Origin of the sequence: Pseudomonas sp. TWR2-1-1 (assembly GCF_049897045.1) — a bacterium.
In the GTDB taxonomy this organism is placed as follows: domain Bacteria; phylum Pseudomonadota; class Gammaproteobacteria; order Pseudomonadales; family Pseudomonadaceae; genus Aquipseudomonas; species Aquipseudomonas versuta.
The window spans coordinates 91026-106941 of the sequence record NZ_JAFCVM010000007.1; the positions used below are offsets into that span (position 1 = coordinate 91026).

General features: G+C 55.3%; 16 protein-coding genes and 1 tRNA gene. 7 read left to right on the plus strand and 10 right to left on the minus strand.

Going from position 1 to position 15916, the window contains the following annotated elements; translation table 11 throughout:
• Positions 1 to 2: 2 nt before the first annotated feature.
• Complete coding sequence (locus ACP7BO_RS17930; RefSeq protein WP_426211856.1) at positions 3 to 1187, minus strand: efflux RND transporter periplasmic adaptor subunit; 1185 nt, start codon at positions 1185 to 1187, stop codon at positions 3 to 5.
• A gap of 144 nt (positions 1188 to 1331) precedes the next feature.
• On the opposite strand from ACP7BO_RS17930, the gene baeS reads away from it, so the two are divergent.
• From baeS to ACP7BO_RS17965, 7 genes are all read left to right on the plus strand, one after another.
• Positions 1332 to 2717: a sensor histidine kinase efflux regulator BaeS gene (gene baeS / locus ACP7BO_RS17935; RefSeq protein WP_426211858.1), complete on the plus strand. Its 1386-nt coding sequence runs from the start codon at positions 1332 to 1334 to the stop codon at positions 2715 to 2717.
• Between the two features lie 3 nt (positions 2718 to 2720).
• Positions 2721 to 3404: a response regulator gene (locus ACP7BO_RS17940; protein WP_426211860.1), complete on the plus strand. Its 684-nt coding sequence runs from the start codon at positions 2721 to 2723 to the stop codon at positions 3402 to 3404.
• 595 nt (positions 3405 to 3999) lie between these two features.
• Positions 4000 to 4212, plus strand: a complete 213-nt coding sequence (locus tag ACP7BO_RS17945; RefSeq protein ID WP_426211862.1) for a hypothetical protein — start codon at positions 4000 to 4002, stop codon at positions 4210 to 4212.
• Positions 4213 to 4609: 397 nt separating this feature from the next.
• Positions 4610 to 5464 (plus strand): DUF6625 family protein, encoded by an 855-nt coding sequence (locus ACP7BO_RS17950; RefSeq protein ID WP_426212082.1) that lies wholly within the window; start codon positions 4610 to 4612, stop codon positions 5462 to 5464.
• Between the two features lie 149 nt (positions 5465 to 5613).
• Positions 5614 to 6315 (plus strand): helix-turn-helix transcriptional regulator, encoded by a 702-nt coding sequence (locus tag ACP7BO_RS17955; RefSeq protein WP_426211864.1) that lies wholly within the window; start codon positions 5614 to 5616, stop codon positions 6313 to 6315.
• A 5-nt stretch (positions 6316 to 6320) separates the two neighbouring features.
• Positions 6321 to 7106: a PhzF family phenazine biosynthesis protein gene (locus ACP7BO_RS17960; RefSeq protein ID WP_426211867.1), complete on the plus strand. Its 786-nt coding sequence runs from the start codon at positions 6321 to 6323 to the stop codon at positions 7104 to 7106.
• A 243-nt stretch (positions 7107 to 7349) separates the two neighbouring features.
• Positions 7350 to 7895 (plus strand): hypothetical protein, encoded by a 546-nt coding sequence (locus tag ACP7BO_RS17965; RefSeq protein WP_426211869.1) that lies wholly within the window; start codon positions 7350 to 7352, stop codon positions 7893 to 7895.
• Between the two features lie 330 nt (positions 7896 to 8225).
• On the opposite strand, the gene ACP7BO_RS17970 is transcribed toward ACP7BO_RS17965, so the two are convergent.
• From ACP7BO_RS17970 to thrS, 9 genes are all read right to left on the minus strand, one after another.
• Positions 8226 to 8302: transfer RNA gene (locus ACP7BO_RS17970), tRNA-Pro, on the minus strand.
• Positions 8303 to 8380: 78 nt separating this feature from the next.
• Complete coding sequence (locus ACP7BO_RS17975; RefSeq protein ID WP_019829202.1) at positions 8381 to 8737, minus strand: MerR family transcriptional regulator; 357 nt, start codon at positions 8735 to 8737, stop codon at positions 8381 to 8383.
• A complete protein-coding gene (gene ihfA, locus ACP7BO_RS17980; RefSeq protein ID WP_002553164.1) occupies positions 8718 to 9020 on the minus strand; it encodes an integration host factor subunit alpha in 303 nt (100 codons plus the stop codon). Before ihfA ends, ACP7BO_RS17975 begins: the two co-directional genes overlap by 20 nt.
• A gap of 3 nt (positions 9021 to 9023) precedes the next feature.
• On the minus strand, positions 9024 to 11402 hold the full coding sequence (gene pheT, locus ACP7BO_RS17985; RefSeq protein WP_397454206.1) for a phenylalanine--tRNA ligase subunit beta: 2379 nt from the start codon (positions 11400 to 11402) through the stop codon (positions 9024 to 9026).
• Positions 11403 to 11428: 26 nt separating this feature from the next.
• Positions 11429 to 12445, minus strand: coding sequence for a phenylalanine--tRNA ligase subunit alpha (gene pheS / locus ACP7BO_RS17990; RefSeq protein WP_048369332.1), 1017 nt, complete (start codon positions 12443 to 12445; stop codon positions 11429 to 11431).
• A 109-nt stretch (positions 12446 to 12554) separates the two neighbouring features.
• A complete protein-coding gene (rplT, locus tag ACP7BO_RS17995) occupies positions 12555 to 12911 on the minus strand; it encodes a 50S ribosomal protein L20 (protein WP_003442184.1) in 357 nt (118 codons plus the stop codon).
• A 28-nt stretch (positions 12912 to 12939) separates the two neighbouring features.
• Positions 12940 to 13134: a 50S ribosomal protein L35 gene (gene rpmI, locus ACP7BO_RS18000; RefSeq protein ID WP_003442181.1), complete on the minus strand. Its 195-nt coding sequence runs from the start codon at positions 13132 to 13134 to the stop codon at positions 12940 to 12942.
• A gap of 59 nt (positions 13135 to 13193) precedes the next feature.
• Complete coding sequence (gene infC, locus ACP7BO_RS18005; protein ID WP_171970586.1) at positions 13194 to 13745, minus strand: translation initiation factor IF-3; 552 nt, start codon at positions 13743 to 13745, stop codon at positions 13194 to 13196.
• On the minus strand, positions 13745 to 15667 hold the full coding sequence (thrS, locus tag ACP7BO_RS18010; protein ID WP_060693531.1) for a threonine--tRNA ligase: 1923 nt from the start codon (positions 15665 to 15667) through the stop codon (positions 13745 to 13747). Before thrS ends, infC begins: the two co-directional genes overlap by 1 nt.
• Positions 15668 to 15916: the final 249 nt, after the last annotated feature.

Sequence of the window (15916 nt, forward strand, 5' to 3'; positions counted from 1 at the left end):
GCTTAACTCTCCTTCGCCGGGGTGGATGCCGTGGCCGCCAAAGTATTGATGTCCTGCGCTTGTACGGCGGCACCGGGCCGGACTTTTTGTCCGCCTTCGACGACCAGTTGGTCACCCGCCTTCAGGCCCGCCGTGACCCACCACTGATTACCCACCGCGCGATCGATGGTCAGCTCACGTTGTTCAACCTTGCCGTCGACCACCAGCAACGCAGTGGTCACACCGCTGGCACTGCGGGTCACCGCTTTTTGCGGAATCAGGATGGCCTGGTCATTGCGCGCCTGTTCCAGCACCGCGCGTACATACATGCCCGGCAGCAGCAGGTGATCCGGGTTGGCGAATTCAGCACGCAGGGTGACGGTGCCCGTCCCCTCGTTGACACTGATACCGCTGACCTTGAGCCGCCCCTGCTGGTTGTAAGGGGTGCCGTCGTCCAGCTTCAGGCTGATCCGTGCCTCGCCATTGCCATTGGACTGCAATACGCCGCTGGCCAGATCTCGCTTGAGCCGCAGGAGCTCGGTGGTCGACTGGGTAACGTCCACATAGATCGGGTCGAGTTGCTGCACGGTGGTCAAGGCGCTGTCCTGGTTCGCCACCACCAACGCCCCCGGCGTCACCGTGGACGTCTCAATACGCCCGCTGACCGGTGAGGTGATACGCGTGTAAGCCAGGTTGATGCGTGCGCTCTGGACTTCGGCCTCAGCGACCTGTACGTCGGCGGCGGCCGTCAGCAAGGTCGCCTGGGCGTCCTCGTTAGCTTGCTGACTGATGGCGTTGATCTTCACCAGTTCGGCGTCGCGCCTGGCGGTGGCCTGCGCCGATTTGAGGGTGGCCCGGTACTTGACCAGACTCGCCCGGGACTGTGCCAGGGCAGCGGAATAGGCCGCCGCATCCAACTGGTAAAGCGCTTGCCCGACCTTGACATCGGCACCCTCGACGAACAGCCGCCGCTGGACGATGCCGCCGACTTGCGGACGAATCTGCGCCACCATGAAGGCCTGGGTACGCCCTGCCAGCTCGGTGGTCAGCACCTGGCTCTGAGGTTTAATGCTGAGCACCGAGACTTTAGGGGTGACGGCTTGAGGTGCCGGCTCGCCGCTGGAGCAGCCGCCCAGCAAGAACAGAATGAACAAGGACAGGCAAACCGCGGCGGTTACCAGGAATTTGGCGATAATTTTCGTCGACATAGCGGCCTCTGCAAGACGGGATGGCTTGAGTCGGCGCCATCCTGCGAGGCAAATGTGCAGGAAAATTGAAGATTACCCACCCGGGTTGAATCTTTTCTGCGTCAGGGCCTAAATGGTCCGGTCCATTCTTAACGGCCCACCTCCATGAAGTTGAGTATTTCCACCAAGCTGTTTGTTGCGGTACTGGCCGGTGTGCTGCTGGTCATCCTGAGCATGGGTTTGGCGACGAGCTGGAGTTTTGGGCGGGGCTTTCTCGGCTATCTCAATGAGCAGGCGCTGGACCGCATGGCACCCGTGCTGCCGCGCCTGGCCAGTGCCTACGCGCGTGAGGGCAATTGGGAGTTCCTGCGCAACCAGCCAGACCGCTGGTTCGACATGATGCGACCCGAGCTCGGTGAAGATCCGGCCAAGAACGACCTGCGCACGCCCATGGCCTCGGACCTGACGGGCGCGCTGTTTCGCATCGCCTTGCTGGATAAACACAAAAACCGCGTGAACGGCTACCCGGATATCGGCACCGACGCCCTGCTACGCCCGATTGAGGTGGCCGGCGAAACCGTTGGCTGGCTGGCCGTAACCCCGTTCCAGAGCGTGACCGAAGCCGGCGGCGAACGGTTCCAGCAATACCAGTTACGCACCAGCCTGGTCATGGGCGCATTTTCGCTGTTGCTGGCGATGCTGATTGCCTGGTGGATCGCCCGCACGCTGTTGGAGCCGGTCAAACGGGTGGCTGCTGCGACGCACCGCCTGGCCAGTGGCGATTACAGCAGCCGGGTAGCGGTGGCTTCCAACGATGAGGTGGGCCAATTGGCCCGCGACTTCAACCAGCTTGCCTACACCCTGGAGCGCAATGAACAGATGCGCCGCGAATTCATGGCCGATGTGTCCCACGAATTGCGCACTCCGCTGTCGGTGTTGCGCGGCGAACTGGAGGCCATCGAGGATGGCGTACGCACCCTGAATCAAGGCTCGATGAAGTCTTTGCAAGTGGAGGTGAGCATGCTCAGCAAGCTGGTGGATGACCTGTATGAACTGTCCCTGGCGGATGTTGGCGCGCTGACCTACCGCAAGAACCCGTGCGCACTGGACCAACTGCTGCAAGAGAGCGTGTCGATGTTCCAGGAACGCTTGAACGCCCGGCACCTGCGCGTCGAACTGGACCTGCCGTCCCAGCCCCTGGAGTTGTTGGCCGATGCCGGTCGCTTGCAGCAATTGTTTTCCAACCTGCTGGAAAACGCCGTGCGCTACACCGACCCGAATGGGCTGATACGCATCCGCGCTGTTCTGGAACGCACGCAGGTGTGCATTGAATTTCTCGATTCCGGCCCCGGGGTTTCGGCCGGGCAACTGCCACGACTGTTCGAGCGCTTCTATCGCGGCGAATCATCGCGCAACCGTGCCAGTGGCGGTGCCGGTCTGGGCCTGGCAATTTGTCACAGCATCGCCCTCGCCCACGGCGGCAGCCTCAGCGCGGCTCACTCGCCCCTCGGGGGCCTGTGGCTGACACTGCGCCTGCCACGGGATAACTGAACCATGACCAGCGAAAACCCGGTCCTGATTGTCGAAGATGAGCCGAAGCTGGCCGCATTGATGCAGGATTACCTGGTCGCGGCGGGCTACCCGACCCTGTGCCTGGACAACGGCTTGCAAGTGGTGCCGACAGTGCGCGCCCGGGCCCCGCGCCTGATCTTGCTCGACCTGATGCTGCCCGGTCGTGACGGTATGCAAGTTTGCCAGGACCTGCGTGTTTTCAGTGCCGTACCGATCATCATGATCACCGCCCGCGTCGAAGAAGTGGATCGTCTGCAGGGTCTTGACCTGGGGGCCGACGACTACATCTGCAAGCCTTTCAGCCCGCGCGAGGTGGTTGCCAGGGTCAAGGCCATCCTGCGCCGCGGCCCCCAACTGCTGACCAGCGCGCCGCCGCGACTGCTGATCGACGAAGCCCATTACCGAGCGTCTCTCGACGGTGTCGCACTGGACCTCACGCCCCTGGAACTGCGACTGCTCAGCACCTTTGCACATTCCGCCGGGCGGGTATTTTCACGCGACCAGCTGCTCGACAAGATCTACTCCGACCACCGCGTGGTCACCGATCGCACGGTGGACAGCCATATTCGCAATCTACGGCGCAAGCTGGAGCGGGCGTGCCCCGGGGAAACGCCCATCGAGTCGTTGTATGGCGTGGGCTACCGGTTTCAGCTCGCTGACGCTTGAAGCGTCGGCCAGGCAAGTGCTGTCGGTCTAATCCTTACACGGTAAAAAGCAGGAGCCACAGCGCTGACACGAGAGTCAGCGCTGCGGGAGAATTTCCTCGTAAAGAGTTCATATAGATTGCCTGTTTGCCATAACGATTACGTCGACTCTATTGAGTCAGCAGGCCCAGATCCTCTACCGTCGCCGCTTACCCCAACAGCCGTAGGAAGTTATCGTGGAAAGTTCAACTTTAGGCATGCTTGTCCTGTCAATGATTGCGCTCTTCGGCACTGCCGCGTTTTGCTTCGAGCACCTCTCTACCCGCAGCGAAAAGAAAAAGAAAACCAAATAAACGGGTTATTAACATCCGTTGAACCCCTGATTGTTCAAGGGATGACCCAGCAACGGGCTATCCCTTTTTTCGTGCGCCCGGCCTGAATTTTTCTATATACCGTCTTCTATATAGCGTCTTAATACCGCTTCGCCCGATCAATGCCCGAACTTGATACTCCAGCGATTAACCTCGCCGCGTCCGCCGTGGCGGCTTATTCACTGAGGGGCGTTACACCATGCTCACACTTACGTTCATTTATATCGCCAGCGGATCATCTTTCTGATGTACGTCGGCGCCACCTCGGGAGTAGTCGCGGCGGCCGGTTTAATTCGTGGCCTGAGCCGCTCCGGCGCTGGCGATATCGGTAACTTCCGGGTCGACTTCACCCGCACCACCCCGCTATTCAAGAGGGTGGGCAGCCGTTACCGGGCTGTGATTTCAATATTTAAAAAACCCATGGCAGCAACTTGCCCTGTCGCAATCTATAAGTGTTAGTTGTTTGTAAAAAACAATAAAGTTAAGTAATACCCCGCACCCTGTTGCAATTCCCCTATATCATTATTTGACCCGTGCTCGGTGGCTACGCCCAGGCAACCGCCACGCGCAGCGACCCCCCAGGAAAAATACACAAATGATAACATTTCCCTTCTTGCACCTCTATATAACCACGCTTAAAATCCCGCCCCCTCGACCGCTCAAGACAAACTAATAAGTGTGACTCAACTGTTGCTTTCATAGCCTCTCACTGCAGACGGCTTGTAAAGCTATACAACCCGTCATTATTAGATTCAGGGACGACATACTTCGCGACCGGGCCTTAGTTCGAATATTTTTCACTCCACAGATAACCCGGTAAATAACTGTGAACAGCCCACCCAGCATAATTTTCTTGATTCCCTACTTCGGCAAGTGGCCGTTCTGGATGCCTTTCTTTCTTGAAAGCTGCAGGCATAACCCTGACATCCACTGGCTGTTATTCAGCGATTGCGGCAGCCCCGGGGACTTACCCCCCAATGTTTGCATCGAGCCAATGAAAAAGAGTGATTACTATCAACTGGTTTCGGATCGACTGAATATCGACTTCAAGCCCTCTTCCCCCTACAAACTTTGCGATCTAAAGCCGGCCCTGGGCTTCATACATGCCGACCGTATTCAAGGTTTTGACTTCTGGGCCTTCGGTGATATCGACTTGGTTTATGGCAATCTGCGCCAGTACTTTAATGAAGCTCGACTCAAGCGCTACCACCTGCTCTCCACTCACGAAAGACGTGTATCAGGGCATCTGTGTTTGATCCGCAATACTGAGCGTGAGCGGCGTCTGTTTATGCGTATCGACAATTGGCGAGAACGCTTTACCCGCGATGAACACCACGCTCTGGATGAGGGCGCTTTCAGCCGTATATTCCTGTGGCGCAAGAATTTCCCGACGCCTTTGTTCAACCTGCTGGGAAAATTCAACCCCTCGCGCCGGCGCAGTGAATTTACCGAAGCCTTCAGTACCCCTGGAGGCTGCATTAAATGGCATGACGCCAGCAGCAATTTCCCAAAGCGCTGGTTCTGGCGTGACGCAAAGCTGACCAATGATCAAGATGGCGAACACACTTTTCCCTACTTTCACTTCGTCTGCTGGAAGCGTAATGAGTGGGCCAGCCTCGGCGAAATTGAAACTGCCGATATGCAACGCATGGCGGGTAAATCAAGCTGGGTTATCGATGCCTCTGGATTTCACACCGAGGGTGAAGCCTGATAATTAGCGAGCCGCTTGAGCCTGACCGAATCAACCAGACTGGCCCCGGACGGGACGCTTCTGAAATCTGCATAATTCAACAAAAAATTGATAATTAAACTTATTGTTGATATTTTTCTCAGCCTTCGATAAATCACTTGCAGGCTCCCATGAAGGTTTCTGAGGCATTAACAACCGAGCGGACGCTGATTCTTGGCGTGCTTCACAGCACCCTCAAAATGCTCAGCAATGCGCTAGGCCTGCATACGGAGATCGTATTACATGACCTGGCCAACCCGGAGCGATCCATCCTTGCCATTGCCAATGGCCATGTCACGGGAAGACAGGTGGGCGGGTCAGTCTTGGGCGGCCCACGCCAGGACTTAGGGATCATCGCCGTCAGGCGCGCCATGGAAGATCACTCCAGCTCTGATCCCATCATGGTGGAGAACTATTCGACGCTCGCGCCTGACGGCCGTCTGCTGCGCAGTTCCACCGTGGTCTATCGCGACAGCAGCGGGCAACCTTTCGCCAGTCTGTGTATCAATGCCGACTTGAGCCGGGTTGCCGCCGCCCACTCCGTTCTCGCAGGAATTCTGGGCCTGGGAAGCGCACCTGAGCCGCGCGCCGATGAGCCCCGAGATATGGAGCAATTGATGGCCGAGATCATTCAGGTCGCTTGCCCCGGCGGTGTGGCAGGGATGAAAAAACCTCAAAAGGTCGAAGCTGTGCGGCAAATGCAGGATCGCGGGATATTCATCGTCAAAGGTGGGATTGAAAAAGCCGCTGCCGCGCTCGGCGTCACCCGATACACCATCTACAACTACCTGGAGCAGATCCGGGATACAGAAAACCCAAGCGGGCAGGAATGATCAAAATGCAGCTCGATATTTTCCAGGTAGACGCTTTTTCCTCTGAGACTTTCGGTGGCAACCCGGCGGCGGTTTGTCCGCTGCAGGCGTGGTTGCCTGATGCGACGCTGCAACAAATCGCCGCAGAGAACAACCTGTCCGAGACTGCCTATGTTGTGCGCAGCGGTGAGGTGTTCGAGTTGCGCTGGTTTACTCCCACGGTGGAAGTCGACCTGTGTGGCCATGCCACCTTGGCAGCGGCCTGGGTGCTGTTCGAACAGCTGGGTGAAAACCGCGACGTATTGCGCTTTTCCACTCGCAGTGGCGAGTTGCGGGTCCGCCGTGAAGGCGCACGCCTGGCGATGGACTTCCCGGCCAAGCAGCCTGAACCCGTAGCGGTGCCGCCAGGCCTTTTGCAAGCCTTGGGCCTGGAACGGATCGAGGCGCTTTATCGCTCAGATGATTACCTAGTAGTGGTCGAGGATGACGCCATCATCGCCGGCCTCAAGCCCGACTTTGCTGCGCTGGCCACGTTCGACGTGCGCGGTGTCGCGGTTACCGCGCCGAGTCGTCATTTCGACTTTGTTTCGCGCTGGTTCGGCCCCCGAGTGGGGGTGAATGAAGACCCGGTAACCGGCTCGGCCCACACCTCTCTGGCGCCCTATTGGGCCAAGCGCTTAGGCAAGCGCAGCCTGAGTGCAGAGCAAGGTGGAGCGCGCAAGGGGCAACTGCACTGTGAAGTCGCGGACGGCGACCGAGTCATCATCAGCGGCCACGGCGCGCTGTACATGCGCGGCACCATCTTTATCTGAGGCCGGTTCTTTCAGAAAACGTAAAAGCCCGGCGCAATGGCCGGGCTTGGCATAAACGATGCTATACAGATTCCCACGCCACTCTTGCAGGGTGATCTCTCCCGGCTTGCGCGGATGGCCGCACATTCAACAAACTCACTGTTTTGTGTAAAAGCGGGCCTTGATACGTGGGGTGAAGGCCAAGTGATCTGGATTGGTGCACCCCTTGAGGTTTGTCTTAATTTTTGTGGATAAGGAAATTCAATGAGCCGCAGCAAAATCTTACTTGCCCTGCCCTGCGCTCTTGCCATTTCAATGTTGGGCGGCTGCGCTGCCTCGGTCAAAAGCGGCGGCACTGAAACCTTGGCAATCCAAGAATCAGCCAAGGGAAACCTCATCCTTGACCTCCAAGGGAACACCGCGGTTCAGCAAAATAAGGACTGGCCTCGATTGAGGGATGAATGGACTGACGCCTTGCATTTTGAGGCTACCCAAGCTGGTTATTACCTGACTGAAATCCAGCCATTTGGCCCCAATGGAAAAGACGGTGTTGGCATCAAGGTCAATGTGACCAACTTTCGATACCTGACACCAGGTGCGCGTTATGGCGCCGGAGTGATGGTCGGTAACGCCTGGATCAACTCAAGCGCAGACTTTACAGATTTGAAGTCTGGTCAGTTGATCGGCTCTCGGACCTACGACACTTCCTCTTCAGCTTGGGAGGGCGTTATGTCGGCTATGACCCAAGAGCAGGTTGAAGCTATTGCCAAGCAAATCATAGGCGACATCAAGAACGCCAAGGTTCAGTGAACTGCCCAGGGAATCTTGACCTCACCAAAGACTGCTGAGATATCGAAGCAGGGCCAGGCCGAAGCGACTGAGTGGCGGACACGGGAGAATGCATAAGCAAAAAGGCTACAAAGTATGACTTCGTGGCCTGGATAAGCAGCCAACGCTCACTCGCCCCAAGCGATGTTTGTACATGCGCTGGTAAAGGCAGTGAGCTGAAGTGCTGGAGGAAATGCAGGAAGAAAATCGGGGGCACCTGCAGGGCTCACAGTAAAGCCCAAGGTCACTCGAAAAGTCACTAGGGTAGAAATGAAAAAGCCACCGAGAAGGTGGCTAAGTCATTGAATAATATGGTCGGGACGGAGTGATTCGAACACTCGACCCCTAGCACCCCATGCTAGTGCGCTACCGGACTGCGCTACGCCCCGACTAGGCGTTACAACTTGATGGAACGTCGAGAAATATACCTTAACCTTTTGAAATACGAAAGTATTTTAAAGCCAGAGTTATTTACGAAGTACCAGCAAAACATCCTCCAGCTCGGAGATCGTCTGGCGGATCAATTGTTTGTATTGCGTGGTGTCATCTTTGGCTTCATCGCCGGAAAGACGCAAGCGCGCTCCGCCGATCGTGAAACCTTGATCGTAAAGCAATGCACGAATTTGCCGGATCATCAGCACATCCTGGCGCTGATAATACCGGCGGTTTCCGCGACGTTTTACGGGATTGAGCTGAGGAAACTCTTGCTCCCAATAACGAAGCACGTGCGGTTTTACCGCACAGAGCTCGCTGACTTCGCCAATGGCGAAGTAGCGTTTGCCCGGAATCGGCGGGAGCTCGTCGTTATGACTTGGTTCCAGCATAAGCCTCTACTCGGGCCTTCAACTTCTGCCCTGGACGAAAGGTGACCACACGGCGAGCCGTGATCGGGATTTCCTCTCCCGTTTTCGGATTGCGGCCAGGCCGCTGTCGCTTGTCACGCAAATCAAAATTGCCGAAACCGGATAATTTGACTTGTTCATTGTCTTCAAGAGCGTGCCTGATTTCTTCGAAAAACAGCTCGACCAATTCTTTGGCTTCACGTTTATTCAGGCCCAGCTCTTCATAAAGACGTTCCGCCATTTCAGCTTTCGTCAGAGCCCCCATACGTCACTTCCTTAACGTGGCGTTCAACCTTTTTTCGAGCGAGGTGAGGATGTTTTGTGTCGTGGTATTCACCTCATCGTCATTAAGAGTGCGCGATGGATGCTGCCAGGTCAAGCCAACTGCAAGGCTTTTTCTATGCGGATCAATGCCTTTACCCTGGTAAACGTCAAATAACCTTAGGTCTGTGAGCCATTCGCCTGCATTTTCACGTATTACTTCCAGTACCGCACTGGCTGCGACATCACGATCAGCCAACAGCGCCAGGTCACGACGCACTTCAGGAAAGCGCGACAACTCCTGGAATTTAGGCATTTTTCCCAATGCGACTTCTGCAAGAACCAGCTCAAAAACAAATACTGGACGATCAAGGCCAAGATTTTTTGACAGTTCAGGATGGATCGCGCCGACATAGCCGACTTCGCGACCATCACGTTCAATACGTGCAGTTTGACCCGGGTGCAACGCAGGGTGTTTCCCTGGCACAAAGGTGAAGGAGTCCAGAGCACCAGCGAAACCTAGCACGGCTTCTACATCAGCTTTGACATCAAAGAAGTCAACGACGTCGCGCCCTTGTGCCCAACCCTCTGGAAGACGACTGCCACAAACCACACCCGCTAGCATTGGTTCTTGCTTTAGACCTTCCAACTGACCGACAAAACGCAGGCCACTTTCAAACAAGCGGACGCGATCTTGCTGACGATTCAAGTTGTGCTGCAACGACTTGACCAGACCTGGCCACAAGGAAGCACGCATCGCGGCCATATCGTTCGAAATGGGGTTAGCCAACAACAGAGGCTCGACGCCCGGGCTGAACAGCTCGAACTGTTTCGGATCAATAAAGCTATAAGTAATAGCTTCCTGGTAGCCGCGAGCTACCAGCAATCGACGCAATTCCGGCAGATCACTGCGTGCTTCAGCCTTGGCCTGAGGAGCCAAGCGGGCTTGCGGATAGCGGACTGGCAAACGGTTATAGCCGTAAAGACGAGCCAACTCTTCGATCAAATCAACTTCAAGGCTGATATCGAAACGATGACTAGGTACTTCTACACGCCACTGCCCGGCACCGTCAGCTGATATGGCCAGACCCAACGCGCTGAGCAGACGCTCGATTTCAGCTGAGTCCATTTCCATGCCCAGCATCTGGCTGATACGCGCAGCACGCAAGGTGATCGGTGCGATCGAAGGCAGATACTGCTCGTTGACCGTCTCAATAACCGGACCGGCTTCGCCGCCAGTGATTTCCAGCAGCAGGCCTGTAGCACGCTCCATGGCTTCACGGGCCAGCTTCCAGTCCACACCACGCTCATAACGATGCGAAGCATCAGTGTGCAGGCCATAAGAGCGGGCCTTGCCGGCCACTGCAATTTGGTCGAAGAAAGCACTTTCGAGGAACACATCACGGGTCGAAGCAGAAACGCCACTGTGCTCCCCCCCCATCACACCGGCAATGGCCAGCGCACGGGTATGGTCAGCAATCACAAGCGTATCGCTACGCAAAGTAACTTCCTGCCCATCCAGCAATACCAGCTTCTCGCCTTCTTCAGCCATACGCACACGGATACCACCATTGATCTCGGCGAGATCAAAAGCGTGCAACGGTTGACCCAGCTCAAGCATCACGTAGTTAGTGATGTCGACTGCCGCATCAATGCTGCGCACATCCGCGCGCCGCAGACGCTCAACCATCCACAGTGGCGTTGGCTTTGACAGGTCAACATTGCGGATGACACGCCCCAAGTAGCGCGGGCAAGCTGCAGGTGCAAGCACTTCAACCGGACGTACTTCGTCGTGCACTGCAGGGACAGTCGCCACTGATGGACGTGCGACCGGGGCCGCATACAATGCCCCTACTTCACGAGCCAAGCCAGCCAGAGACAGGCAGTCACCACGGTTAGGGGTAAGGTCGACCTCAATGCTGGCATCTTCGAGGTCCAGATATACGCGAATGTCTTCGCCTACCGGCGCATCTGCCGGCAGTTCCATCAAGCCATCATTGCCTTCGCCCACTTGCAGCTCTGCTTGCGAGCAGAGCATGCCGTTGGACTCAACGCCACGCAGCTTGGCTTTTTTGATTTTGAAATCGCCGGGCAGCTCTGCCCCGATCATGGCGAACGGGATCTTCAGGCCCGGGCGCACATTGGGCGCACCGCAAACTACCTGAAAAGTCTCTGTACCATTGCTGACCTGGCAAACACGCAGCTTATCGGCATCCGGGTGCTGCTCTGTGCTGAGCACTTCACCAACTACAACGCCACTGAATACACCGGCGGCCGGGGTAACGCTATCGACCTCAAGACCGGCCATCGACAGACGAGCAACCAGCTCATCGCGACCTACCTGCGGGTTTACCCAACCACGCAGCCATTGTTCACTGAATTTCATCCTGCTCTCCTAAGAATTCGTTACGACTAGCGAAATTGCGCGAGGAACCGCAAGTCGTTGTCGAAGAACAGACGTAAGTCGTTCACGCCGTAACGCAGCATGGCCAGACGCTCAACGCCCATGCCGAAGGCAAAGCCCGAGAACTCTTCCGGGTCAATCCCGGACATACGCAGCACGTTCGGATGAACCATGCCGCAGCCCATGACTTCCAGCCAGCCTGTCTGTTTGCAGACGCGACAGCCTTTACCGCTGCACATCACACATTCCATATCCACTTCAGCGGATGGCTCAGTAAACGGGAAGTACGACGGACGGAAACGCACGGCAAGTTCTTTTTCGAAGAACACCCGCAGGAACTCTTCAATAGTTCCTTTAAGGTCCGCGAAGTTGATATCGCGATCGACCAACAGGCCTTCTACCTGGTGGAACATCGGCGAATGGGTGATATCGGAGTCGCTACGGTATACACGTCCTGGACAGACAATGCGGATCGGCGGCTGCTGCGATTCCATGGTGCGGACCTGTACCGGAGAGGTATGGGTGCGCAACAGCATGTTCGCATTGAAATAGAAGGTGTCATGCATCGAACGGGCCGGGTGATGGCCAGGGATGTTGAGCGCCTCGAAATTGTGATAGTCGTCTTCGACCTCTGGACCTTCGGCAATGCCGTAGCCAATGTGGGTGAAGAACTGCTCGATACGCTCCAGAGTCCGTGTAACCGGATGCAGACCGCCTGAGGTCTGGCCACGGCCAGGCAGGGTCACATCAATTGACTCGGCAGACAGTTTGGCGGCCAGTTCGGCCTCTTCAAACAGTGCCTTGCGAGTATTGAGAACCTCTGTGACACGCTCCTTGGCAACGTTGATCAGAGCACCGACCTGCGGACGCTCTTCAGCCGGCAAATTCCCCAGGGTCTTCATCACCTGAGTCAATTCACCTTTTTTACCAAGGTATTGAACCCGGATTTGCTCCAGGGCATTGATATCTTCAGCGCTTTGCACAGCCTCTAGTGCTTGAGAGACCAGCGCATCCAGGTTTTCCATGTACAGACTCCAGATACAAAATAGGGGAAGAGCTTGAAGGCTCTTCCCCTATTTAAGACGTTTAGCACCAGAGCTCACACAGGTAAGCTCTGGTAACTGTCGGGGGTACTTAAGCCAAGGTGGCTTTAGCTTTCTCGACAATCGCAGCAAACGCCGCTTTTTCGTTCACTGCCAGATCAGACAGAACCTTACGGTCGATCTCAATGGAAGCTTTTTTCAGGCCGGCGATGAAACGGCTGTAGGACAGACCGTTGATACGAGCACCAGCGTTGATACGAGCGATCCACAGAGCGCGGAACTGACGTTTTTTCTGACGACGGTCACGGTAGGCGTATTGGCCTGCCTTGATTACCGCTTGCTTGGCAACACGGAATACGCGTGAGCGTGCGCCGTAGTAGCCTTTAGCCAGTTTCAGAATTTTTTTGTGACGTTTACGGGCGACAACGCCACGCTTTACACGAGCCATGAGTTACTTCCTCTATTCTTGACCGAAATTAGCAAAGGCGCAGCATGCGCTTCACTTTTGCCACGTCAGACGGATGCAGCAAGCTGCTACCGCGCAATTGACGCTTACGCTTAGTCGACATTTTGGTCAGGATGTGGCTCTTGAAAGCGTGCTTGTGCTTGATGCCGTTAGCAGTTTTCAGAAACCGCTTAGCAGCACCACTCTTAGTTTTCATCTTTGGCATGTTCGGTACTCCGCATTCAGTTGATAAACATAATCAAAAGGCCTGCCGTGCCCTAGTGATTACTTCTTCTTTTTCGGGGCGATGACCATAATCAGCTGGCGTCCTTCCATCTTAGGATGCTGTTCGACGGTCCCGTATTCAAGCAGGTCACCTTCAACCCGCTTCAACAGTTCCATACCCAACTCCTGGTGGGCCATCTCACGACCACGGAATCTTAACGACACCTTGGCCCTGTCCCCATCACTCAGGAAACGTACCAGGTTGCGCAGTTTTACCTGGTAATCCCCTTCCTCCGTCCCTGGACGAAACTTGATTTCTTTAACCTGGATCTGTTTCTGGTTTTTCTTTGCAGCGGCAACCTGTTTCTTCTTCTCGAAGATAGATTTGCCGTAGTCCATCAGCTTACAAACTGGGGGTACTGCATCAGCGGAAATTTCCACCAAATCCAGTTTGGCCTCTTCAGCTTTAAGAAGCGCGTCTTCAATTGACACAATCCCAAGCTGCTCGCCTTCAGCCCCAATTAACCGAACCTCGCGTGCCGAGATATTCTCGTTGATCGGGGCCTTCGGTGCAGCTCGTTTATCTTGTCTCATTTCACGCTTAATAATAATTACTCCGAATCATGGCGACCACGCCGGGAAACCGCTTGTGCGAGGAATTCAGCGAATTGCGCGACGGGCATCGAGCCCAGGTCAGCACCTTCACGTGTACGCACAGCGACAGTCTGCATCTCGACTTCTCTATCTCCGATAACCAAGAGATAAGGAACCTTGAGCAAAGTATGCTCGCGGATTTTAAAGCCGATCTTTTCATTTCTCAAGTCAGACTTGGCACGAAATCCGCTCTGATTGAGAGTTTTTTCAACTTCAAGGGCAAAATCTGCCTGTTTATCAGTGATATTCAGGATCACTGCCTGGGTTGGCGCAAGCCACGCAGGGAAGGCACCTTCGTAATGCTCAATCAAAATACCGACGAAACGTTCGAACGATCCAAGGATCGCGCGGTGCAGCATAACGGGATGCTTACGGCTGTTGTCTTCGGACACATATTCTGCGCCAAGACGGATCGGCAGGTTGAAATCGAGCTGTAAGGTACCACATTGCCAGACACGACCCAGACAATCTTTCAGAGAAAATTCGATCTTGGGACCGTAGAAGGCACCTTCGCCCGGCTGCAAATCATACGCCAGACCAGCACTATCAAGGGCTGCGGCCAAAGCGCTTTCAGCGCGATCCCACAACTCATCAGAGCCAACACGCTTTTCAGGACGAGTCGACAACTTAAGCTCAATATCCTTGAAACCAAAGTCTGCATACACATCGAGTGTCAGCTTGATGAACGCTGCAGACTCGGCCTGCATCTGTTCTTCAGTGCAGAAAATATGTGCATCATCCTGGGTAAACGCACGAACACGCATGATGCCATGCAATGCGCCCGACGGCTCATTACGGTGGCACGCACCGAACTCGGCCAGACGCATTGGCAATTCACGGTAGCTTTTCAGCCCCTGATTGAAGACCTGCACGTGACAAGGACAGTTCATCGGCTTGATCGCGTAATCGCGGTTTTCCGATTCAGTGGTGAACATGTTTTCAGCGTAGTTAGCCCAATGCCCAGACTTTTCCCACAAGCTGCGATCAACCACCTGAGGAGTTTTAATCTCCAGATAGCCATTTTCGCGCTGTATTTTACGCATGTACTGTTCGAGTACCTGGTAAAGCGTCCAACCGTTCGGATGCCAGAACACCATTCCCGGCGCTTCTTCCTGAGTGTGAAACAACCCCAGGCGCTTACCGATTTTACGGTGATCGCGCTTTTCCGCTTCTTCAATGCGAAGGACATAGGCAGCGAGCTGCTTCTTGTCAGCCCACGCCGTACCATAAATTCGCTGCAGCTGCTCGTTTTTAGCATCGCCGCGCCAGTAGGCACCGGACAGCTTGGTCAGCTTGAACGACTTCAAGAAGCGCGTATTCGGCACGTGAGGCCCACGGCACATGTCAACGTACTCCTCATGGAAATACAGACCCATGGCTTGTTCGTTCGGCATGTCTTCAATCAGACGCAGCTTGTAATCTTCACCACGCTGGGCAAAAAGCTCGATGACCTCAGCACGCGGTGTCACTTTCTTGATGACGTCGTAGTCTTTTTCGATCAATTGCTGCATGCGCTTTTCAATAGCCGCCATGTCATCCGGAGTAAACGGACGCTCATAGGCGATATCGTAATAAAAGCCTTCGTCAATAACAGGTCCAATTACCATTCTGGCTGTTGGATACAACTGCTTGACTGCATGCCCCACCAGGTGGGCGCAAGAGTGGCGAATAATCTCCAGCCCCTCTTCATCCTTGGGAGTGATGATTTGCAAGGTGGCGTCATGTTCGATCAAATCGCAGGCATCAACCAGCTTGCCGTCGACCTTACCGGCTACGGTGGCCTTGGCCAGACCTGCGCCAATTGAAGCGGCTACTTCAGCTACAGATACCGGATGATCAAATGTACGTTGACTGCCGTCGGGAAGAGTAATAGTTGGCATGGCGCCTCCTCTCCTAGTGGTGACCCCTACCAAAGGTCACGTGGGTTGGGATGAGCCAGTACGCGATTCGGAGGTATACCTGCCTCACAGTGGCAGGAGCCTTGCGGCCAACACTAAACCGAACCAGAGTGACTGGAGTTCAAATAAAAGGGTTAATGGCTCTGCTTAGCGGCTCGGGAGCACGCAATAGCATAAAAACGCCAAGGGCGGCATGCTAGCACAGAAGAATGGACGCCGCCCTCCCGCCGG

Coding starts and splice junctions, on each gene's coding strand:
- ACP7BO_RS17930 (WP_426211856.1), bottom strand. CDS start 1,187: ATGTCGACGAAAATTATCGCCAAATTCCTGGTAACCGCCGCGGTTTGC.
- baeS (WP_426211858.1), top strand. CDS start 1,332: ATGAAGTTGAGTATTTCCACCAAGCTGTTTGTTGCGGTACTGGCCGGT.
- ACP7BO_RS17940 (WP_426211860.1), top strand. CDS start 2,721: ATGACCAGCGAAAACCCGGTCCTGATTGTCGAAGATGAGCCGAAGCTG.
- ACP7BO_RS17945 (WP_426211862.1), top strand. CDS start 4,000: ATGTACGTCGGCGCCACCTCGGGAGTAGTCGCGGCGGCCGGTTTAATT.
- ACP7BO_RS17955 (WP_426211864.1), top strand. CDS start 5,614: ATGAAGGTTTCTGAGGCATTAACAACCGAGCGGACGCTGATTCTTGGC.
- ACP7BO_RS17960 (WP_426211867.1), top strand. CDS start 6,321: ATGCAGCTCGATATTTTCCAGGTAGACGCTTTTTCCTCTGAGACTTTC.
- ACP7BO_RS17965 (WP_426211869.1), top strand. CDS start 7,350: ATGAGCCGCAGCAAAATCTTACTTGCCCTGCCCTGCGCTCTTGCCATT.
- ACP7BO_RS17975 (WP_019829202.1), bottom strand. CDS start 8,737: ATGCTGGAACCAAGTCATAACGACGAGCTCCCGCCGATTCCGGGCAAA.
- ihfA (WP_002553164.1), bottom strand. CDS start 9,020: ATGGGGGCTCTGACGAAAGCTGAAATGGCGGAACGTCTTTATGAAGAG.
- pheT (WP_397454206.1), bottom strand. CDS start 11,402: ATGAAATTCAGTGAACAATGGCTGCGTGGTTGGGTAAACCCGCAGGTA.
- pheS (WP_048369332.1), bottom strand. CDS start 12,445: ATGGAAAACCTGGATGCGCTGGTCTCTCAAGCACTAGAGGCTGTGCAA.
- rplT (WP_003442184.1), bottom strand. CDS start 12,911: ATGGCTCGTGTAAAGCGTGGCGTTGTCGCCCGTAAACGTCACAAAAAA.
- rpmI (WP_003442181.1), bottom strand. CDS start 13,134: ATGCCAAAGATGAAAACTAAGAGTGGTGCTGCTAAGCGGTTTCTGAAA.
- thrS (WP_060693531.1), bottom strand. CDS start 15,667: ATGCCAACTATTACTCTTCCCGACGGCAGTCAACGTACATTTGATCAT.